Genomic DNA, 16,232 nt, shown 5'->3' on the forward strand with positions numbered 1-16,232 from the left:
CTTTCGGCCGCCGCAAACCGGCCCTGCTCGATCAGGCGCCGGACCTACCAAGACCCGCCGATCGACCCTCGCCTGCGCCCGGGAATCCCCAGGGCACAGAGGTCCCGTGATCGCCGCCACCGCTCATGGACCTGGACCATTGGGCGTCTCCGCCACCCCCAGGAGGACCGCCGCTTGGGCATAGCGCCCAACACTCGCACACCGCCGTCAGGGGACGACACCCGGGTCCTGACGGCGCCCGGGAGTCGGTCGTGCGCCCACACCGGCGGCCATGCGCGGGCCATTTTTAGGGCCTAATGGCCGTGGCGATGATGAATATCCGGATAATGGGGATGATTATGCACGAGCGGTTCATGAACGTGGCGATGGACGTGCGGTTCACGGCGGTCCCACGGAAAATCATGCGTATGCTGGTGGTGCGCGTCATGCGCATGGCGGTGACTATGCACCAGGGTCTCATGGCCGTGGACGTGGGCGTGGCGCTCGGCGAGGTGCAGCCATAAACCCGCCGCCATGAGGCCGGCCGCCACCCAGAATACCGCGCTCGCACTCTCATGCAGCCATAGTAAGGCCATGATGGCGCCGACGAACGGCGCCGCGGAAAAATACGCACCCGTGCGCGCGGTCCCGATATGCCGCAATGCCGTGACGAACAAGGCTAGGCTGACGCCATAACCCAGGAAGCCCACCAGACCCGCGGCTGCCCCGGTGGAAAACGAAGGAAAGGGCTCCCCGAGCAGCAGGGCCACGGCAGTATTCACGCTCCCCGCCGCGACACCCTTGACGGCCGCGATCATGGCCGGATCCCCGGCCGATACCCGTCGCGTGAGATTGTTGTCGAAGGCCCAGCACAGGCAGGCCCCCATGACCGCCAATGGACCCAGGATCGAGGTCGGACGAGCGTACGCCTGCCCGGTCAGCAGCGCGCCCGCAAGCGCGATCAACACCATGCCCCACACGATGCGCCGATCATGATGTTCATGAAACACAAACCACGCGACGAGCGCCGTAAATACATTTTCCAGATTGAGCAATAACGAGGCGCCGGCGGCCGGCATGCGCGCCAGCCCGAGCATCAGCAGGATGGGTCCCAAGACACCGCCGAATACGATCGCGGCGGCAAGCCACGGGATATCCTGGCGCTCCATGGTGCCAGTCCCGGCATCGCGCATACGCCGCCACAGCCATACACCCAAGAGACCGGCCCCGGCGCCGAGATAGAGCAGACCGGCGAGCGCCACGGCGGCCACATGCGCGAGCAGGGCCTTGGCAAGCGGGGTGCTGGCGCCGAACAAAATTGCGGCCGCGAGCGCGCTTGCGATACCGGGAGACAGACGCGGTGCGTTCACACAGCCATCCTTACGCTCTCCTGACCCAACAGTCTTTGATGGCGGCCGGCGTCCGGCCACGCGCCGGCCATCACCCCCGCCGCTCCTCGCGATCGCGATCGCGCAGCCGCATCAGCCGCTCCCGGATGCGGATCTCAAGACCGCGGTCGGTGGGCTCATAGTAGACGGCGGGCGCCATGGTGTCGGGGAAGTAGGAGACGCCGGCGGCGTAGGCCTCGGCCTCATCGTGCGGGTAACGATATTCGCGCCCGTGGCCCTGAGCCCGGGCAAACGCCGTCGGGGCGTTACGCAGATGCGCGGGGACCGGCAATGTCCCGTGAGTCCGGACGTCCTCGGTGACCGCCTGGAAGGCCCGGTACACGGCGTTGCTCTTGGGGGCCGAGGCCAGATACACCGCCGCCTGGGCAAGCGCCAGATCACCCTCGGGGCGGCCTAATCGATCGAAGGCCTGCCAGGCATCCAGGGCGATGGTCAGCGCGCGCGGATCGGCGTTACCGACATCCTCGCTCGCCGCGCGCACCAGCCGCCGGGCCACATAACGGGGATCGCAACCCCCGTCAAGGAGCCGCGCCAACCAATACAGGGCGGCGTCGGGGCTCGAGCCGCGCACCGCCTTATGAAGCGCGGAGATCTGGTCATAGAGGAGATCCCCGCCCTTGTCGAAACGCCGGTAACGGGTGCCGGCGGCGCGGCGCACATGCGCCTCGTCGATGACCACGGCGTGCGCCTGTCCGGCAAGTTCCGCCGCCATCTCCAGCAACGCGAGCGCGCGGCGCGCGTCGCCATCGGCAAGCTCCGTGATAAGGGCCAGCGCCGCCTTGGACGCCGTCTGTGCCCGCGCCAGGCCCTCGGGTGCCTCCAGGGCACGCGCCAATAGCCGTCCCAGATCCGCGGGCGTCAAGGGCTCCAGGACGTGGAGCCGCACACGCGATAACAGCGCGGCGGTGAGCGCGAACGCCGGGTTTTCCGTGGTGGCCCCGATCACGACCACCGTGCCTTCCTCGAGAGGGCGCAGCAAGGCGTCCTGCTGGGCGCGGCTGTAGCGATGGATCTCGTCTATGAAGACGATGAGGCCGCGACTGTGCGCACGCGCCGCACGCCCTCGCTCCTCGAGATCCTTCAACTCGCGCACGCCGCTCGTGAGTGCGCTCAAGATGACGAACTCCCCGCCGGAGACCTGCGCCAGCAGGCGCGCGAGCGTGGTCTTGCCGCTGCCCGGCGGCCCATAGAGGATCATGGGATAGGGATGGCCACGCTCATAGGCGATCTTGAGCGGCGCATCGTCGGCAAGCAGCGATTCCTGCCCGACGAAGTCGGCGAGGGTGCGGGGGCGCAGGCGTTCCGCGAGCGGAGTATGCACTACTGATAGACGATGGCCGTATGCGGTGGCGGCCGGAAGTGAAACGTGGACGACGGCAGGGCCATGTTCCAATGCAGGTCATGGAGCCGGATATCGGTCGTCTGGCCCATCGCATCCGCGACTACGATACGCCGGATACGCACCCCGCGATAACCGATACGGATCCAGCGAAAGCCCTGACCGTGACCGCGTGGTTGCAAACGAACCCAGCGCAGGCCGTCGTGATCCGCAAGCGCCTGCACCACAAAGAGCCCCGAGAGGTGGCCATCGCCGGCCAACAGCAACGCCGGAGTCCGACCGAGGGCCGCCGAGGCCTTATAGCGCGTCGCTTGCGCAAGCCCCGGGTCGTACAGCCAGACCTGTCGGCCATGACCTACGATCTGCTCGCGGTACGGCGCCGCATAGTCCCATCGAAACCGCCCCGGGCGCTCCAGCCAGACCTGCCCGTGGCCGCGGCTCACCACATGGCCATGCCGATCGCGCACAACCTGCGTGAACCGCCCATGGAGGGTATGGACGGTCGCGAAGAATCGCGCGAGGTCGGCGCCCAACACCGGTGCCGGCACCAACACCGTCCACCACAACACAATCCGCAAAAAACGGCGGCCCATCATCGTACCTCCGGTGGGGGCGGCGCGAGCACCTCGCGACTGCCATTTGACTGCAGCGGGCCGACGACGCCGGAACGCTCCATCTGCTCGATAAGCCGCGCCGCCCGGTTGTAGCCTATGCGCAACCGCCGCTGCACGCCCGACACCGAGGCGCGCCGCGTCTCGGTCACGATGCGCAGGGCCTCGTCGTACAAATCGTCGGCCTCGCCATCCTCGCTCCCGCCCTCGACCGTCCCTTCGCCGCTCTCGTCGCTCGCGAATATGCGCTCGTCATAGACCGGTGCCCCGGTCTTTTTCAGGGCCGACACCACCGCATGCACCTCGGCGTCGGCCACGAACGCGCCATGGATACGCTGCGGGAACCCGGTCCCGGCCTGCAGGAACAGCATATCGCCATGACCTAACAATTGTTCCGCCCCCATCTGATCCAGGACCGTGCGCGAATCGACCTTGGCGGATACCTGAAAGGCGATACGCGCGGGGATGTTGGCCTTGATGAGACCGGTAATGACATCGACCGACGGCCTCTGGGTGGCAAGTACCAGATGGAGTCCCGCGGCGCGCGCCTTCTGCGCCAGACGCGCGATCAGTTCCTCGACCTTCTTGCCCACCACCATCATGAGATCGGCCAACTCGTCTATAACGATTACCACATAAGGCAGCCGCCCCATTTCGCGCACCTCGCCCTCGGGTGCCTGGGGATCATTCAGTATCTCCCCGCGCGCATGCGCTTCGTCATAGCGCTTGTTGTAACCTGCAAGATTGCGGACCCCAAGGGCGGCCATGGCCCGGTAGCGACGGTCCATCTCGCCTATGCACCAGCGTAACGCCTGGGCGGCCTGCTTCATGTCCGTGACCACCGGCGCCAAAAGATGCGGCAAGCCGTCATAGACCGCAAGCTCGAGCATCTTCGGATCGATCATTATGAGCCGCACATCGGCGGGTGTGGCCTTATATACGAAGCTCAATATGAGGGCGTTCAGGCACACGGATTTACCGGAGCCCGTAGTGCCCGCGATCAAAAGATGGGGCATGCGCGCAAGATCGGTCACGATCGGCTGACCGCTGATATCCTTGCCGAGCGCAAGCGCAAGCGGCGAGGCGATCGCCTCATAAGGACGAGACGACAGGATCTCGCGCAGCCGCACCACCTCGCGGCGTTCATTGGGGACCTCGATGCCGATATAGGTCTTGCCCGGGATGTTCTCGACCACACGTACGCTCACCACGGACAGGGCACGCGCCAGATCACGCTGCAGTCCCGTGATCTGGCTGGCCTTGATGCCGGGGGCGGGCTCGATCTCGAAGCGCGTAATGACCGGCCCCGGATGCACGGCCTCGACCTTGACCTCGATATGAAAATCCAGCAGCTTCTTCTCAAGCAGACGCGACATGGCATGCAGCGACTCCTCGGAGAAACTCGCCTTCTCGCCCGACGGCAGATCAAGTAGCGAGAGCGCCGGAAGGCCGGGATCGGCGGGCTCCAGAAAGCTCGTTTGGCGGCCGCGGGCGGCGCGCACCCCCTCGATCGGCTCCACGGCCGGCTCGATACGCGGGGGCGCCGGCCGCCTCAAGGCCTTGCGTCCCTTCTGTACGGTCTCCTCGCGCTCCTGGCGCGCCTGCCTGCCACGCCAGCGATCGGCAAGGGTGCCGAGGCGTGCCGCGACCCCCGACACCGCGGCAAACGCCATGTCGCCCAGGTAATCCATGACCCCGAGCCACGAAAGCCCGGTGGCAAGCGTGAAGCCCGCCAGGAACACGGCGAGCAGAAACAAGGTCGCCCCCAGCGGATCTATGATCCTCGAGAGTGCGCTCGAGGCAAGCCCGCCGAGCAGCCCGCCGGCCCGGAACGGTAGCGACGCCGGTCCCCGGAAGTCGAGGCTTGCCAGACCACAGGCGCCCACGAAGGCGAGCGCCACGCCCAGGGCCGTGACCTTGGGAGAATGCCCGGGGGCCGCCACGCGCAGCCGTAACAGACGCACGCCGCCCCACGCGATCAGGATCGGGATCACATAGGCCGGCACGCCGAGCACGGCCAGCAGACCGTCGGACAGCCACGCCCCGGCAAGCCCGCCGGCATTACGCACAGTGCCATTTCCACTATGGGACCAGCTGGGATCGCCGGGATGAAAGGTCGCCAGCGTCACCGCCAGATACAAAGCCGCCGCCAGGATCACAAACAGCAGGGCCTCGCGCACGAGGCGCGACGCCGCGGGCGCCAATGCCGCGCGCTCGCGCCTAAACCGCGCCTGACCCATGACCGTCGTCCCGGTATCGCGCGCTGCGCCCCCTCATGACATCATGGCGGCCGCCACCGCTTCGTGAGTGATGCGCCCCCCGCGTACATTGACTCCGCCGGCGAGCCGTGGATCATCGACCCCATGGGTGGCCAGGACCTGCACATAGGGCAGGAGCACCGCCGACAGCGCCTGCGAGGCCGTACGCGGCACAGCCCCCGGCATGTTGGTCACCCCGAAATGGACGACACCCTCCTCGATATAGGTCGGCGCCCCATAATCGGTTGCGTGCATGGTCTCCACGCACCCCCCTTGATCGATGGCAATATCGACGATCACCGCACCGCGATGCATGGCGCGCACCATGGGGCGGGTTACGACATGCGGGGCGCGCGCCCCGGCCACGAGCACCGCGCCGATCACAAGATCCGCCTCGCGCACCGCCGCTGCCACGGTCTCTTCATAGGCGGGCAGGGCCGTGACATTGGGCCCGACCGCCATCATGGCGCTCTGGCGCGCGCGCAGCTTGTCGAACACCGTCACGCGCGCGCCCAGCGATGCCGCGACACGTACCGCATTTCCCCCCGCCTCACCCGCACCGATGACGACCACATGCCCGCGCTCGGTGCCTGGCAGGCCGCCGAGAAGGATGCCACGACCGCCGCTGCGGGCATGCAGGAGCTGCGCCCCGATGTGCACCGCCAGCCGTCCGGCGATATCGCTCATGGGCGCGAGCAAGGGAAGCAGGCCGTCCTGAACCACGGTCTCGAAGGCCACGGCCACGAGCCCTATCCTTTGCAAGGCCTCGGTGAGCGGGCGATTTGCCGCCAGATGGAGGTAGGAAAACAGGATGTGGTCGGCGCGCAGCCGCCCCCACTCCTCGCCGACCGGTTCCTTGACCTTGACAATGAGCTGCGCCGAGCGAAACACCGCGGACGCGTCCGCGACGATGTGCGCGCCATGCGCGGCATATTCCTGGTCCTGGAAGCCGCTACCGTGGCCGGCCCCCGCCTCCAGGAAGACCTCATGACCCTCCTGAATCAGCGCCGCCACCGCATGTGGCACCAAGGCCACCCGCGCCTCCCATGGCTTCACTTCCCGTGGCACCCCTATGCGCATCATTTCCTCCGATCCCTGCCAGTCTAACGGGCTTTGCACGAGCCCGCCACGGCGCGTTGATCCGGGCCGACAAAAGGGGCAGGATGGGCCTATAATACCTGATCGTTGCGACATCCGAGGTCTGTCATGTCATCCACACGTCACGCCCGCCTACTCATTCTCGGCTCGGGTCCCGCCGGGTATACCGCCGCCGTCTATGCGGCACGCGCCAATCTGCGCCCGGTACTGATCACGGGCCTCGAACAGGGTGGCCAGCTCATGACCACGACCGAGGTCGACAATTGGCCCGGGGACGTCGAGGGATTGCAGGGGCCAGACCTCATGGAGCGCATGAAGCGCCACGCCGAGCGCTTCCAGGCCGAGATCATCTTTGATCATATCCATACCGCCGATCTCGGCCAGCGGCCCTTTTCCCTGAAGGGCGACGCCGGCGAATACACATGCGATGCCCTCATCATTGCCACCGGCGCATCCGCCAAATACCTCGGGATACCATCGGAGGAACGCTTCCGGGGGAAAGGGGTGTCGGCCTGCGCCACCTGCGACGGCTTCTTTTACAAGGGTCAGGCCGTGGCCGTGATCGGCGGGGGCAACACCGCCGTGGAGGAGGCCCTATACCTCTCGGCCATCGCCTCCGAGGTGGTCGTCGTCCACCGCCGGGAGCGCTTCAAGGCCGAGGCGATACTGATCGATCAGCTGATGGCCAAGACCCGCGACGGCAACGTCCGTATCGAGTGGAATGCGGACCTAGACGAGATCCTCGGCGACAAGAACGGCGTGACCGGCATCCGCATCAAAACCCCCGGCGGACCCAAGGACATTGCGGTCCACGGCGTGTTCGTGGCCATCGGGCACGCACCCAATACCGGTCTTTTCGAAGGCCAGATCGACATGGTCAAGGGCTATATCAAGACCGGCCATGTCGAGGGCCATCTGACCGCCACCAGTGTGCCTGGGGTGTTCGCGGCCGGCGATGTGCAGGACTTCATCTATCGCCAGGCGGTGACCTCGGCCGGGAGCGGCTGCATGGCGGCCCTCGATGCCGAACGCTATCTCGGGACGCTCGCAGGGAATGATGCTCATGGCGGACAACCCTGACGACACGCCATCCTCATTCGCGCGCGCCATGACCGGTGTGCGCAAGCTCGCCCAGGATCGGGTGGCGCCGTTTCGGCCGCGCCTGCGCCCCATCCCCTGGCAATCGCGGCGCGACCGCGAGGCGGTGATCGTCGAGATGCTGACGTTCAGCCCGCAGGACATCGACCTTGCGACCGGCGACGAATTGTTGTTCCGGCGGCCGGGTATCGACAAGGAGACCGTGCGACGCATGAAACGCGGGCAATTCGCCCTCGAAGGCGAGCTCGACCTCCATGGGCTGACCGTGGAGCAGGCGCGCGCGGCCTTCGCCGCGTTCCTGCACGAGGCGATACGTCAGGGACTGCGGTGCGTGCGCATCATTCACGGCAAAGGCCTGGGGTCGGAGGCGAGACTGCCGGTGCTGAAGGGCTTCGTGAACCGCTGGCTTCGGCAGACAAACGCCGTGCTCGCCTTTTGTTCGGCGCGCCCCGAGCAAGGCGGGACCGGCGCGGTCACCGTGCTGTTGCGGCGCCGATCCTAGGGCTTGCGGGGTCCGTCCAGGAGCACGACGGCATGCGCGCTCATGCCCTCCGCGCGGCCGGTGTAACCCATGCCTTCAGTGGTGGTCGCCTTGACGTTGACACAATCGACGGCCACGTCGAGATCGGCCGCCAGGTGCTCGGCCATACGTCCCACGAATGGCGCCAGACGCGGGGCCTCGGCCACTATGGTGGCATCCATGTTGACCACAAAGAGCCCCCGCTCCTTGATCATGGCGACCACCGCACGCAACAGCATGCGGCTGTCGCAGTCCCGGTAGCGGGGGTCCTTGGCCGGAAAATGTCGTCCGAGGTCACCGAGCGCGGCGGCCCCGAGACAGGCGCTCGTTACCGCGTGGGTCAACACATCGGCATCGGAATGACCCGCGAGCCCGCGGGGATGCGCGATCGTCACCCCTCCCAAGATCAACGGCCGCCCCGCGACCAGACCGTGCGCATCGAACCCCTGCCCTATCCGCATATCGCCGTCATTTTCCTTCTTGTTGGGATTTCTGCCATGCCAGATAGATCTCGGCCAGGACCAGATCCTCGGGCGTTGTGATCTTGATGTTATCCTGGTGACCGGCCACGAGTCGCGGCCGGCCTCCCATGCGCTCGATGGCGCCGGCCTCGTCGGTGACGAGTGCCTGTGCCGCCACCGCGCTCGCCAACGCCGCCTGCAACCGGCCAAAACGAAACACCTGCGGCGTCTGCGCGAGCCACAGATCACGACGATCGATGGTGGCGGTGACCCCTTCGGCCCCGCCACGCTTGACGGTGTCGGCCACCGGGCGTGCGAGCAGCGCCCCGTCGGGGGCATCGAGCGCGGCCTCATAGAGGCGTCGCAGATCGCTACCCCGCACACAGGGACGAGCGGCATCATGGACGAACACGAGATCGTCCTCCGCCGCCTGATCGGTCAGGGCGGCAAGGCCGTTCAGTACCGTAAAGGCGCGCTCGGCACCCCCCGTGAAGGTCAGGAGCGGGGTCGTAAGCGACAGGCGCAGTTCGGGCCAGTAGGGATCCTCGGCCGCCACACCCACGGCGATCGCGCGCGCGCCGAGATCGTCGAGACGACGCAATGTGTGCGCCAGCACCGGTGCGCCCGCAAGGGGGAGATACTGCTTGGGCTGGGGAGATCCAAACCGGAGCCCGCGGCCGGCCGCCGGCACGATCACAAAGACACGCGGAGACGATGTCACACGCCCTCGGACCCCACACCGATCGAGGACCGAATGATGTCGCGGGCGGCCTCGACGGTCACGCCCTGGACCGCCGCCAGCTCGCGCGCCAGATATCCGTCCGCCATCTCCAAAAGGCGCGCCTCCTCGAATGACAACCCGGCCCCGGCCTTGAGGCGCATCAGATCGCGCACCGCCGAGCCCACCTGCAGAACGCCGCCGGACTGGATGCGGCGCTCAAGATCCTTGTAATGCTCGGCCCAATGTCCCGACGGGCGCGCACTGCTCTTGTCGGCCAGGACCTCCAGCAGCTCCTTTACATCCTTGCCGCGCAGCAGCGGGCGCAGGCCGTTACTGACGGCCTTGGTCTTGGGGACCTTGATCGTGACGCGATTCTCGGGGATACGGATGACGTAACAGAGTTCGTGCTCGACCCCGAACACCACCTCCTCCATGGCCTCTATGACTCCGACACCGGCAGAGGGGTAGAAAACGTCCTGCCCTACCTCGAACTCACACTCCTTCTTCATGAGGGCCTGACGACGCGTATCGCGGTCATCGCGCACGGGCGATACGCGACGCACCGCCCCCTGAGGGCTTGGATGTCATATCTCGTCATCGCCGCCTTTCTGTCAGCCGGGCCCATGAAAAACGCGCATCCATCCACTGTCTTGACCATAAGCCCCTCCATGGCCACCGATCCGCGACGACCGTTCACTGGCAAGGGTCTTCATTATGCCCTGAACCGCAGCCACACGACAACGCGACCGATGAGGATCATCGCCGATCGCCCGCGCCTCAAGACCACGTGCCCGCAGACGGGCACGCAAGGACCGGACAGGCGCGCGCAAAGACCGCATGGGTCCGGTGTGCCACGGCGAGCATTCGGCGTGCGCGCCCCGGGAAACCGCCACGCCCTCCTCACGGGGCCGTATTTTGGATTACAATGCCGCCCCTATGCCGATGTCCGTCCCCGAGCTGCCCACAATCCATTCCCCCCTGAACCCGCCGGCACCGTCCGGATCCGAGCACTGGGTGGGGCTTCATGCCAGCGCCCGAGGATTGGCGCTGGCGCGCGCCGCCGAGGCCGGGCGCCTCCTCATCGTCGTCACGCAGGACGTGCGTTCGCGCGAGCGACTGGAAGATGAGATCGCCTTCTACCGCGACCCGAACGGGCCGCCGATCCTCACCTTCCCGGACTGGGAGTGCCTGCCATACGACCGCTTTTCGCCCCATCCGGACATCCTGTCGGAACGCTTGGCGACGCTCGCCACCCTGCCGCACCTCACCCACGGCCTGGTGCTCACGGCGGCGGCCACGCTCATGCACTATCTGCCGCCGGCCTCACATCTGCTCGGCCACAGCTTCGTCCTGCGGGTCGGCGACAAGCTCGATATCGAACGCTTTCGCGAGCGCCTTGTGCAGGCCGCCTATAACGCCGTCGGTCAGGTCATGGAGGCCGGTGAATTCGCCATCCGCGGCGGACTCATCGACCTCTTTCCCATGGGCGCCGGCCGCGCCTTTCGCATCGACCTCTTTGACGACGTGGTGGAGTCGATCCGCACCTTCGATCCCGAGACCCAGCGCTCCCAGGAGACCTTGCGCGAAATACGCGTGTTGCCGGCGCGCGAACACCCGCTCACGACGGATGCCGTTCAGACCTTCCGGTCGAATTACCGGGCGGCATTCGCCGGCGACCCGCGCGCAAGCCTCATATACCGTGAGGTGAGCGACGGCCGCAGTCCTGCGGGCATCGAATATTATCTGCCGCTCTTTTTCTCTGAGGTCGCGACCTTTGTCGACTACCTGCCGGCGCATGCCACGCTCGTGTTCATGGAAGGCTCGCGCGCGCAGACCGAGCATTTCGAACGGGAAACGGCGGAACGCTATGAGGCATCGCGCGGACATATCGAACGACCCGTGCTTCCACCCGACCGGCTGTTTCTGACGGCCGCCGGGCTCAAGGAGCGCCTGGAACGGTTTCCCGAGATCTCGCTCGCTGCCGAAGGGACCGGCATCGTCCGGCACTTCGCAACCCGCGAACCGCCGTCCTTGCCGCAAGACACCCACGCCCCCGAGCCCTATGCGGCCTTGCTTGCGGCGCTCGCTGCCGGTACGCGACGGACGCTCATAGTCGCCGAGGCGGCCGGCCGCCGCGAGGCCCTGCGCGCAGCGCTCACCGCCCACGGATACCGCCCGCAGGGCTTCGATTCGTGGCATGCCTTCGTCCAGGATAAGGCGCCGCTCGGCCTCATGTCCGCGCCGCTTGACCGTGGGCTCGAGCTTGACGAACCGGCTCTGCGCGTCATCGTCGAATCGCAACTCTACGGTGAGCGCGCGCAACAGAGGCGGCGGCGCATCAAGGCCCGCGATCAGCAGGCGCTCATAAAAGGGCTTGGCGAGCTGCACGCCGGGGATGCGGTGGTGCACGAGGATCATGGCGTCGGTCGCTACCTCGGACTCGTGAGACTTTCGGTCTCCGATATCGAAAACGAGTTTCTGGCGCTCGAATACGCGGGCGGCGACAAGCTCTATGTGCCGGTGACGGACCTCCACCTCCTCGGCCGCTACACCGGGACCGATCCCGAGCACGCGCCCCTGCACAAGCTCGGTAACGAGGCCTGGGACAAGGCCAAGCGCCGCGCCGAGGAAAAAGCGCGCGATGCCGCAGCCGAGCTCCTCGAGATCTACGCCCGCCGCGCCGCGCGACCGGGACATGCCTTTGCGGTGCGTGGTCCCGAGTACGAGCGGTTCGCGGACGCCTTTCCGTTCGAAGAGACGCCTGACCAGACGCGCGTCATAGCCGAGGTCTTAAGTGATATGGAAAGCCCGCGACCCATGGATCGCCTAGTGTGCGGGGACGTCGGCTTCGGCAAGACCGAGGTGGCCATGCGCGCGGCGTTCCTCGCCGTCCAGGATCATAAACAGGTCGCGGTGCTCGTGCCCACCACGCTGCTTGCCCAGCAGCATTACCAGAACTTTCGCGATCGCTTCGCCGATCTCCCCGTGGAGATCGATCTCCTGTCGCGATTTCGCACGCATCAGGAGATCGGGGAGGCCCTGCGTCGCCTCGAGAACGGCCGCATCGACATCGTCATAGGGACGCACAGGCTATTGCAGGAAGACGTACACTTCCAGGCGCTCGGACTTGTCATCGTCGACGAGGAACATCGCTTCGGGGTCCGGCAGAAGGAGCGCATGAAGGCGCTACGCGCCCACGTCGACGTCTTGACGCTGACCGCGACCCCCTTGCCGCGTACCTTGAACATGGCGCTCGCCGGGATACGCGACGTGTCCTTGATCGGCACACCACCCCAGGACCGGCTGTCGATCAAGACCTTCGTGACCCCCTGGGATACGGCGCTGATCCGCGAGGCGTGCCTGCGCGAAGTGCGCCGCGGCGGTCAAGTCTACTTCCTGCACAACGACGTGCGTTCAATGGCGCGGCGCGAGCATGAACTGAAGGCCTTGCTGCCCGAAATCGACATCCGCGTCGCCCACGGACAGATGCCGGAGCGCGAACTCGAGCGTGTCATGCTCGATTTTTATCATCAGCGCTTTCATATCCTGCTGTGCAGCACCATTATCGAGACCGGTATCGACGTCCCGACCGCCAACACCATCATCATCGAAAGGGCCGACCGCTTCGGTCTGGCCCAGCTCCACCAGCTGCGCGGACGCGTCGGCCGTTCGCGCCATCGCGCCTACGCCTATCTCCTGACCCCCGACCCCGGGGCGCTTACTGCGGACGCCCGCAAGCGCCTCGATGCGATCGCCTCCCTGGAAGACCTCGGGGTGGGCTTCGCGCTGGCCTCGCACGATCTCGAGATCCGCGGGGCCGGAGAGCTTCTCGGGGAATCGCAGAGTGGTCAGATCAACGAAGTGGGCTTCGGACTCTACAGTGAACTCCTGGAACGCGCGGTCGCGACCCTGAAGGCCGGACAGGAGGGCGTCGGCGAATCCGCGCTCTTCACCCGCCCGACCGACATCGAGTTACATGTGCCGGCCTTGCTCCCCGAGGACTATTGCCCCGACCCGCACCTGCGGCTCGTATTCTACAAACGCATTACGAGCGCTGCCTCCGATGAGGAGCTAGACGACCTGGCCGGTGAACTGGCGGACCGTTTCGGGACGCCCCCTAAGGCTGCCACCCGTCTCTTTCGCCTCGCGCGCCTAAGACGTCTCGCCCGGCCGCTTGGCATCGCCCGCATTGACGCCGGCCCCAAGGGCGCGCGCCTCCAGTTTACGCCAAACCCGGCCCTGGACCCGGCCGACCTCATCGCACTCATACAATCGGCGCCCCGGCAATACCGTCTGGATGGACCCAACGGCCTGCGCATCCAGGCCGAGTGGACCGACCCGGATACCCGTATCGACGGCATCATGGCGCTCATCACCCGTCTCGGGTCCGGGGCACAGCCCCTGAAGACCCCGGCCCAGACCCCATTGCGCCCCCGCGTGCGCTAACCCCTCTCGCCCCACACCAAGGGCACAGCCCTTGCCGACAGGGGCTGGGGGTGGGCGTATCGGATGAGCGCATCGGCTACCCGGCCATCACCACGACGGTCCGCGACACATAGCGGCACGCTAGCCGGCCGGAGTCATGGACCGGCGGGTCGATCGCAGGCCACGCGCGCGCGAGGCCCGCATCCCACGCACGCATCGCCTTCGCCCCATCCCGCGCCCGCGCCTCGGAAAGGCCCTCAGGGCACCGCACCCCGCAGGCCCTAAAACGCGGCTATCATTCCGCTTGAGCCGTCGAGAATGCCCTCATTCCGCCTGGTGTCATGGCCGGCCGGGATTGGGCCTCGAGGAACGATGGATCACGAACGGAGGGCCGCGTGCGGGGGCACCATACGAATCCAGGGAGGTGTTGGGCCTATAGTGCGCCGTGGGTACCGGGCGGTTTCCGGTCGAACCGCGCGCGCCACCGGACATTCATGGGCAATGCCAGACGCCGGGTAGTGCGTACCGGCGCCGGTGTCGCGCCATGAGGCCATCACCAGATTCGCGCGAGAGGCCCCAGCGTTTAGGCTGGGGAGGGAAAGCGCCGGTTTTGCCTCCAGACCCTTGCTTCTGTGATGGATATTGTCTGTACTGTGCCCATGAAGATGACCTTGCAAACCCGTCTTCTGCCGGCACCGGACCAGGTGGCAGCGCTGGAGGCCACACTACGCGCCTTCAACGCCGCGGCGGATTGGCTGGCGGGCGAGGCCTTTGTCCGAAAGACCGCCAACAAGGTCCTTCTGCAGCGGTTGTATTATCGGGATCTGCGGGACCAGTTCGCGCTCTCGGCGCAGATGGCGGTGCGGTGTATCGCCCAGACCTGCGAGGCCTATAAACGCGACAAAAAGAAACGGCCGCATTTCCGTCCCTTCGCCTCCATGCCCTATGACCTGCGCCTGATGAGCTTTAAGGGGCTGGACCGGGTGAGTCTCCTGACGCTTCAAGGCCGGATCCTCGTGCCGTTCATCATGGGCACATACCAGTCCGAACGGTTCAGCGCCGCCAAGGGCCAGTGCGATTTGGTCCGGCGGCGCGACGGCCAATGGTTCCTGCTGGTGACGGTCGACCTGCCGGATGGGGCGAAGACGCCAACGACCGACTTCCTGGGCGTCGACCTGGGCGTGGCCAACGTCGCTACCGACAGCGACGGCGTGAAACATTCCGGAGATGGCGTCGAGACCTGTCGCATCCGCCACCACACCCGGCGCCAGGGACTGCAGAAGGCGGCGGCGGGGCGCAAGCGCCGCGGGCGCCGGCCCAAGGCCATTCGCCGCAAACTGCGCGACCTATCCGGCCGCGAGGCCCGTTTTCGCAAAGACGTCAATCATACCCTGTCCAAAACGCTCGTTGCCAAGGCCCAAGACACCGGCCGCGGATTGGCCCTCGAAGACTTGAAGGGCATTCGCGACCGGACACGGTTTCGCAAGGCACAGCAGTCCATGAGCCGCAAACAGAAGTTCAGCCACAACGGGAAGAAGGCGAGGGCCCGCGTCCAGTGCATCCATACCCGGATCGGTGCTACCCGCTGCGACTTCCTGCACAAGACCACGACTGCGACCGGCCATGCGGCCGGCCATGTCAGCCAAAACCACGCGATCGTATGTGTCGAGGACCTGCCGGTGCGGAATATGTCCCAATCGGCGGCCGGCACAACCGAGAAACCGGGAAGAACCGTCCGGGCCAAGTCCGGCCTGAACAAGTCCATCCTCGATCAGGGCGGGTTCGAGTTCCGCCGCCAACTGGACTACAAGCTGGCGTGGAACGGCGGCTGGCTCGTCGCCGTGCCGCCGCAGTACACCAGCCGGACGTGCCCGTGCTGTGGTCACATCAGCGCCGACAATCGCAAGACGCAGGCGCGGTTCGCGTGCGTGGAGTGCGGTTTCGAGGACAACGCCGATCTCGTCGCCGCGATCACTATTGTAGAGCGAGGACATCGCTTGTTAGCCTGTGGAGAATGGGCGCAGTCAGGCCGTTCCGTGAAGCAGGAACCCACCGAAGCGACTCGGGCGCAGGCTGCCTGAGCGCCGTAGGAATCCCCTTCCTCATTGTGGGCCGTATGGCCCATTCCGCGTAAGCGGCGACCGTGAGGTCGAGGGAGGGGAGGATGTCAAAAGGCGCCCCGGCAACCCAGCAATTCTAAATGTGGTAATAGTTCTCAATACGAGCCCCTCCCGATAATCAACGGGCTTCGGGGGCTGGACAAAAGCCGGGCCTTGTTATATAACGTCGCTGGGTCATAAAAACTCATGCGAG

At 66.2% G+C, this 16,232-nt stretch carries 12 protein-coding genes; 4 read left to right on the top strand and 8 right to left on the bottom strand.

Annotation, left to right across the window (positions count from 1 at the left end; genetic code table 11):
- Nucleotides 1-293: 293 nt before the first annotated feature.
- The 5 genes from ACYCTF_RS06370 to ald all read right to left on the bottom strand — a co-directional run bounded on the left by ACYCTF_RS06370 (nt 294) and on the right by ald (nt 6,676).
- Nucleotides 294-1,349 carry a DMT family transporter gene (locus ACYCTF_RS06370; RefSeq protein WP_461284727.1) on the bottom strand — a complete coding sequence of 352 codons (1,056 nt, stop codon included), beginning with the start codon at nt 1,347-1,349 and terminating at the stop codon, nt 294-296.
- Nucleotides 1,350-1,419: 70 nt separating this feature from the next.
- Nucleotides 1,420-2,709, bottom strand: coding sequence for a replication-associated recombination protein A (locus ACYCTF_RS06375; protein ID WP_461284728.1), 1,290 nt, complete (start codon nt 2,707-2,709; stop codon nt 1,420-1,422).
- Nucleotides 2,709-3,323 (bottom strand): outer membrane lipoprotein chaperone LolA, encoded by a 615-nt coding sequence (lolA, locus tag ACYCTF_RS06380; protein WP_461284729.1) that lies wholly within the window; start codon nt 3,321-3,323, stop codon nt 2,709-2,711. Before lolA ends, ACYCTF_RS06375 begins: the two co-directional genes overlap by 1 nt.
- Nucleotides 3,320-5,578, bottom strand: a complete 2,259-nt coding sequence (locus tag ACYCTF_RS06385; RefSeq protein WP_461284730.1) for a DNA translocase FtsK — start codon at nt 5,576-5,578, stop codon at nt 3,320-3,322. Before ACYCTF_RS06385 ends, lolA begins: the two co-directional genes overlap by 4 nt.
- Nucleotides 5,579-5,611: 33 nt before the next feature.
- The gene (gene ald / locus ACYCTF_RS06390; protein WP_461284739.1) at nt 5,612-6,676 is read right to left on the bottom strand and encodes an alanine dehydrogenase; all 1,065 of its coding nucleotides are present in this window, start codon (nt 6,674-6,676) and stop codon (nt 5,612-5,614) included.
- 126 nt (nt 6,677-6,802) lie between these two features.
- Here ald and trxB point away from each other — a divergent pair, with 126 nt between their 5' ends.
- Together trxB and ACYCTF_RS06400 are read left to right on the top strand one after the other, a co-directional pair.
- A complete protein-coding gene (gene trxB, locus ACYCTF_RS06395) occupies nt 6,803-7,774 on the top strand; it encodes a thioredoxin-disulfide reductase (RefSeq protein ID WP_461284731.1) in 972 nt (323 codons plus the stop codon).
- Nucleotides 7,758-8,294, top strand: a complete 537-nt coding sequence (locus ACYCTF_RS06400; RefSeq protein ID WP_461284732.1) for a Smr/MutS family protein — start codon at nt 7,758-7,760, stop codon at nt 8,292-8,294. The genes trxB and ACYCTF_RS06400 overlap by 17 nt, the downstream gene beginning before the upstream one ends.
- Here ACYCTF_RS06400 and ispF read toward each other — a convergent pair.
- Genes ispF through ACYCTF_RS06415 form a run of 3 tightly spaced genes read right to left on the bottom strand, consistent with a single transcriptional unit; the run spans nt 8,291 to nt 10,057 of the window.
- Nucleotides 8,291-8,773 carry a 2-C-methyl-D-erythritol 2,4-cyclodiphosphate synthase gene (gene ispF, locus ACYCTF_RS06405; RefSeq protein ID WP_065971072.1) on the bottom strand — a complete coding sequence of 161 codons (483 nt, stop codon included), beginning with the start codon at nt 8,771-8,773 and terminating at the stop codon, nt 8,291-8,293. The genes ACYCTF_RS06400 and ispF overlap by 4 nt on opposite strands.
- 7 nt (nt 8,774-8,780) lie before the next feature.
- Nucleotides 8,781-9,494: a 2-C-methyl-D-erythritol 4-phosphate cytidylyltransferase gene (gene ispD / locus ACYCTF_RS06410; RefSeq protein ID WP_461284733.1), complete on the bottom strand. Its 714-nt coding sequence runs from the start codon at nt 9,492-9,494 to the stop codon at nt 8,781-8,783.
- Complete coding sequence (locus ACYCTF_RS06415; protein WP_461284734.1) at nt 9,491-10,057, bottom strand: CarD family transcriptional regulator; 567 nt, start codon at nt 10,055-10,057, stop codon at nt 9,491-9,493. The genes ispD and ACYCTF_RS06415 overlap by 4 nt, the downstream gene beginning before the upstream one ends.
- 373 nt (nt 10,058-10,430) lie before the next feature.
- On the opposite strand from ACYCTF_RS06415, the gene mfd reads away from it, so the two are divergent.
- Both mfd and ACYCTF_RS06425 read left to right on the top strand, forming a co-directional pair.
- Nucleotides 10,431-13,940 carry a transcription-repair coupling factor gene (gene mfd / locus ACYCTF_RS06420; RefSeq protein ID WP_461284735.1) on the top strand — a complete coding sequence of 1,170 codons (3,510 nt, stop codon included), beginning with the start codon at nt 10,431-10,433 and terminating at the stop codon, nt 13,938-13,940.
- Nucleotides 13,941-14,572: 632 nt separating this feature from the next.
- Nucleotides 14,573-16,000, top strand: coding sequence for an RNA-guided endonuclease TnpB family protein (locus tag ACYCTF_RS06425; protein ID WP_461284736.1), 1,428 nt, complete (start codon nt 14,573-14,575; stop codon nt 15,998-16,000).
- The last annotated feature ends 232 nt before the right edge of the window (nt 16,001-16,232 follow it).

It is taken from the genome of Acidiferrobacter sp. (assembly GCF_054609335.1).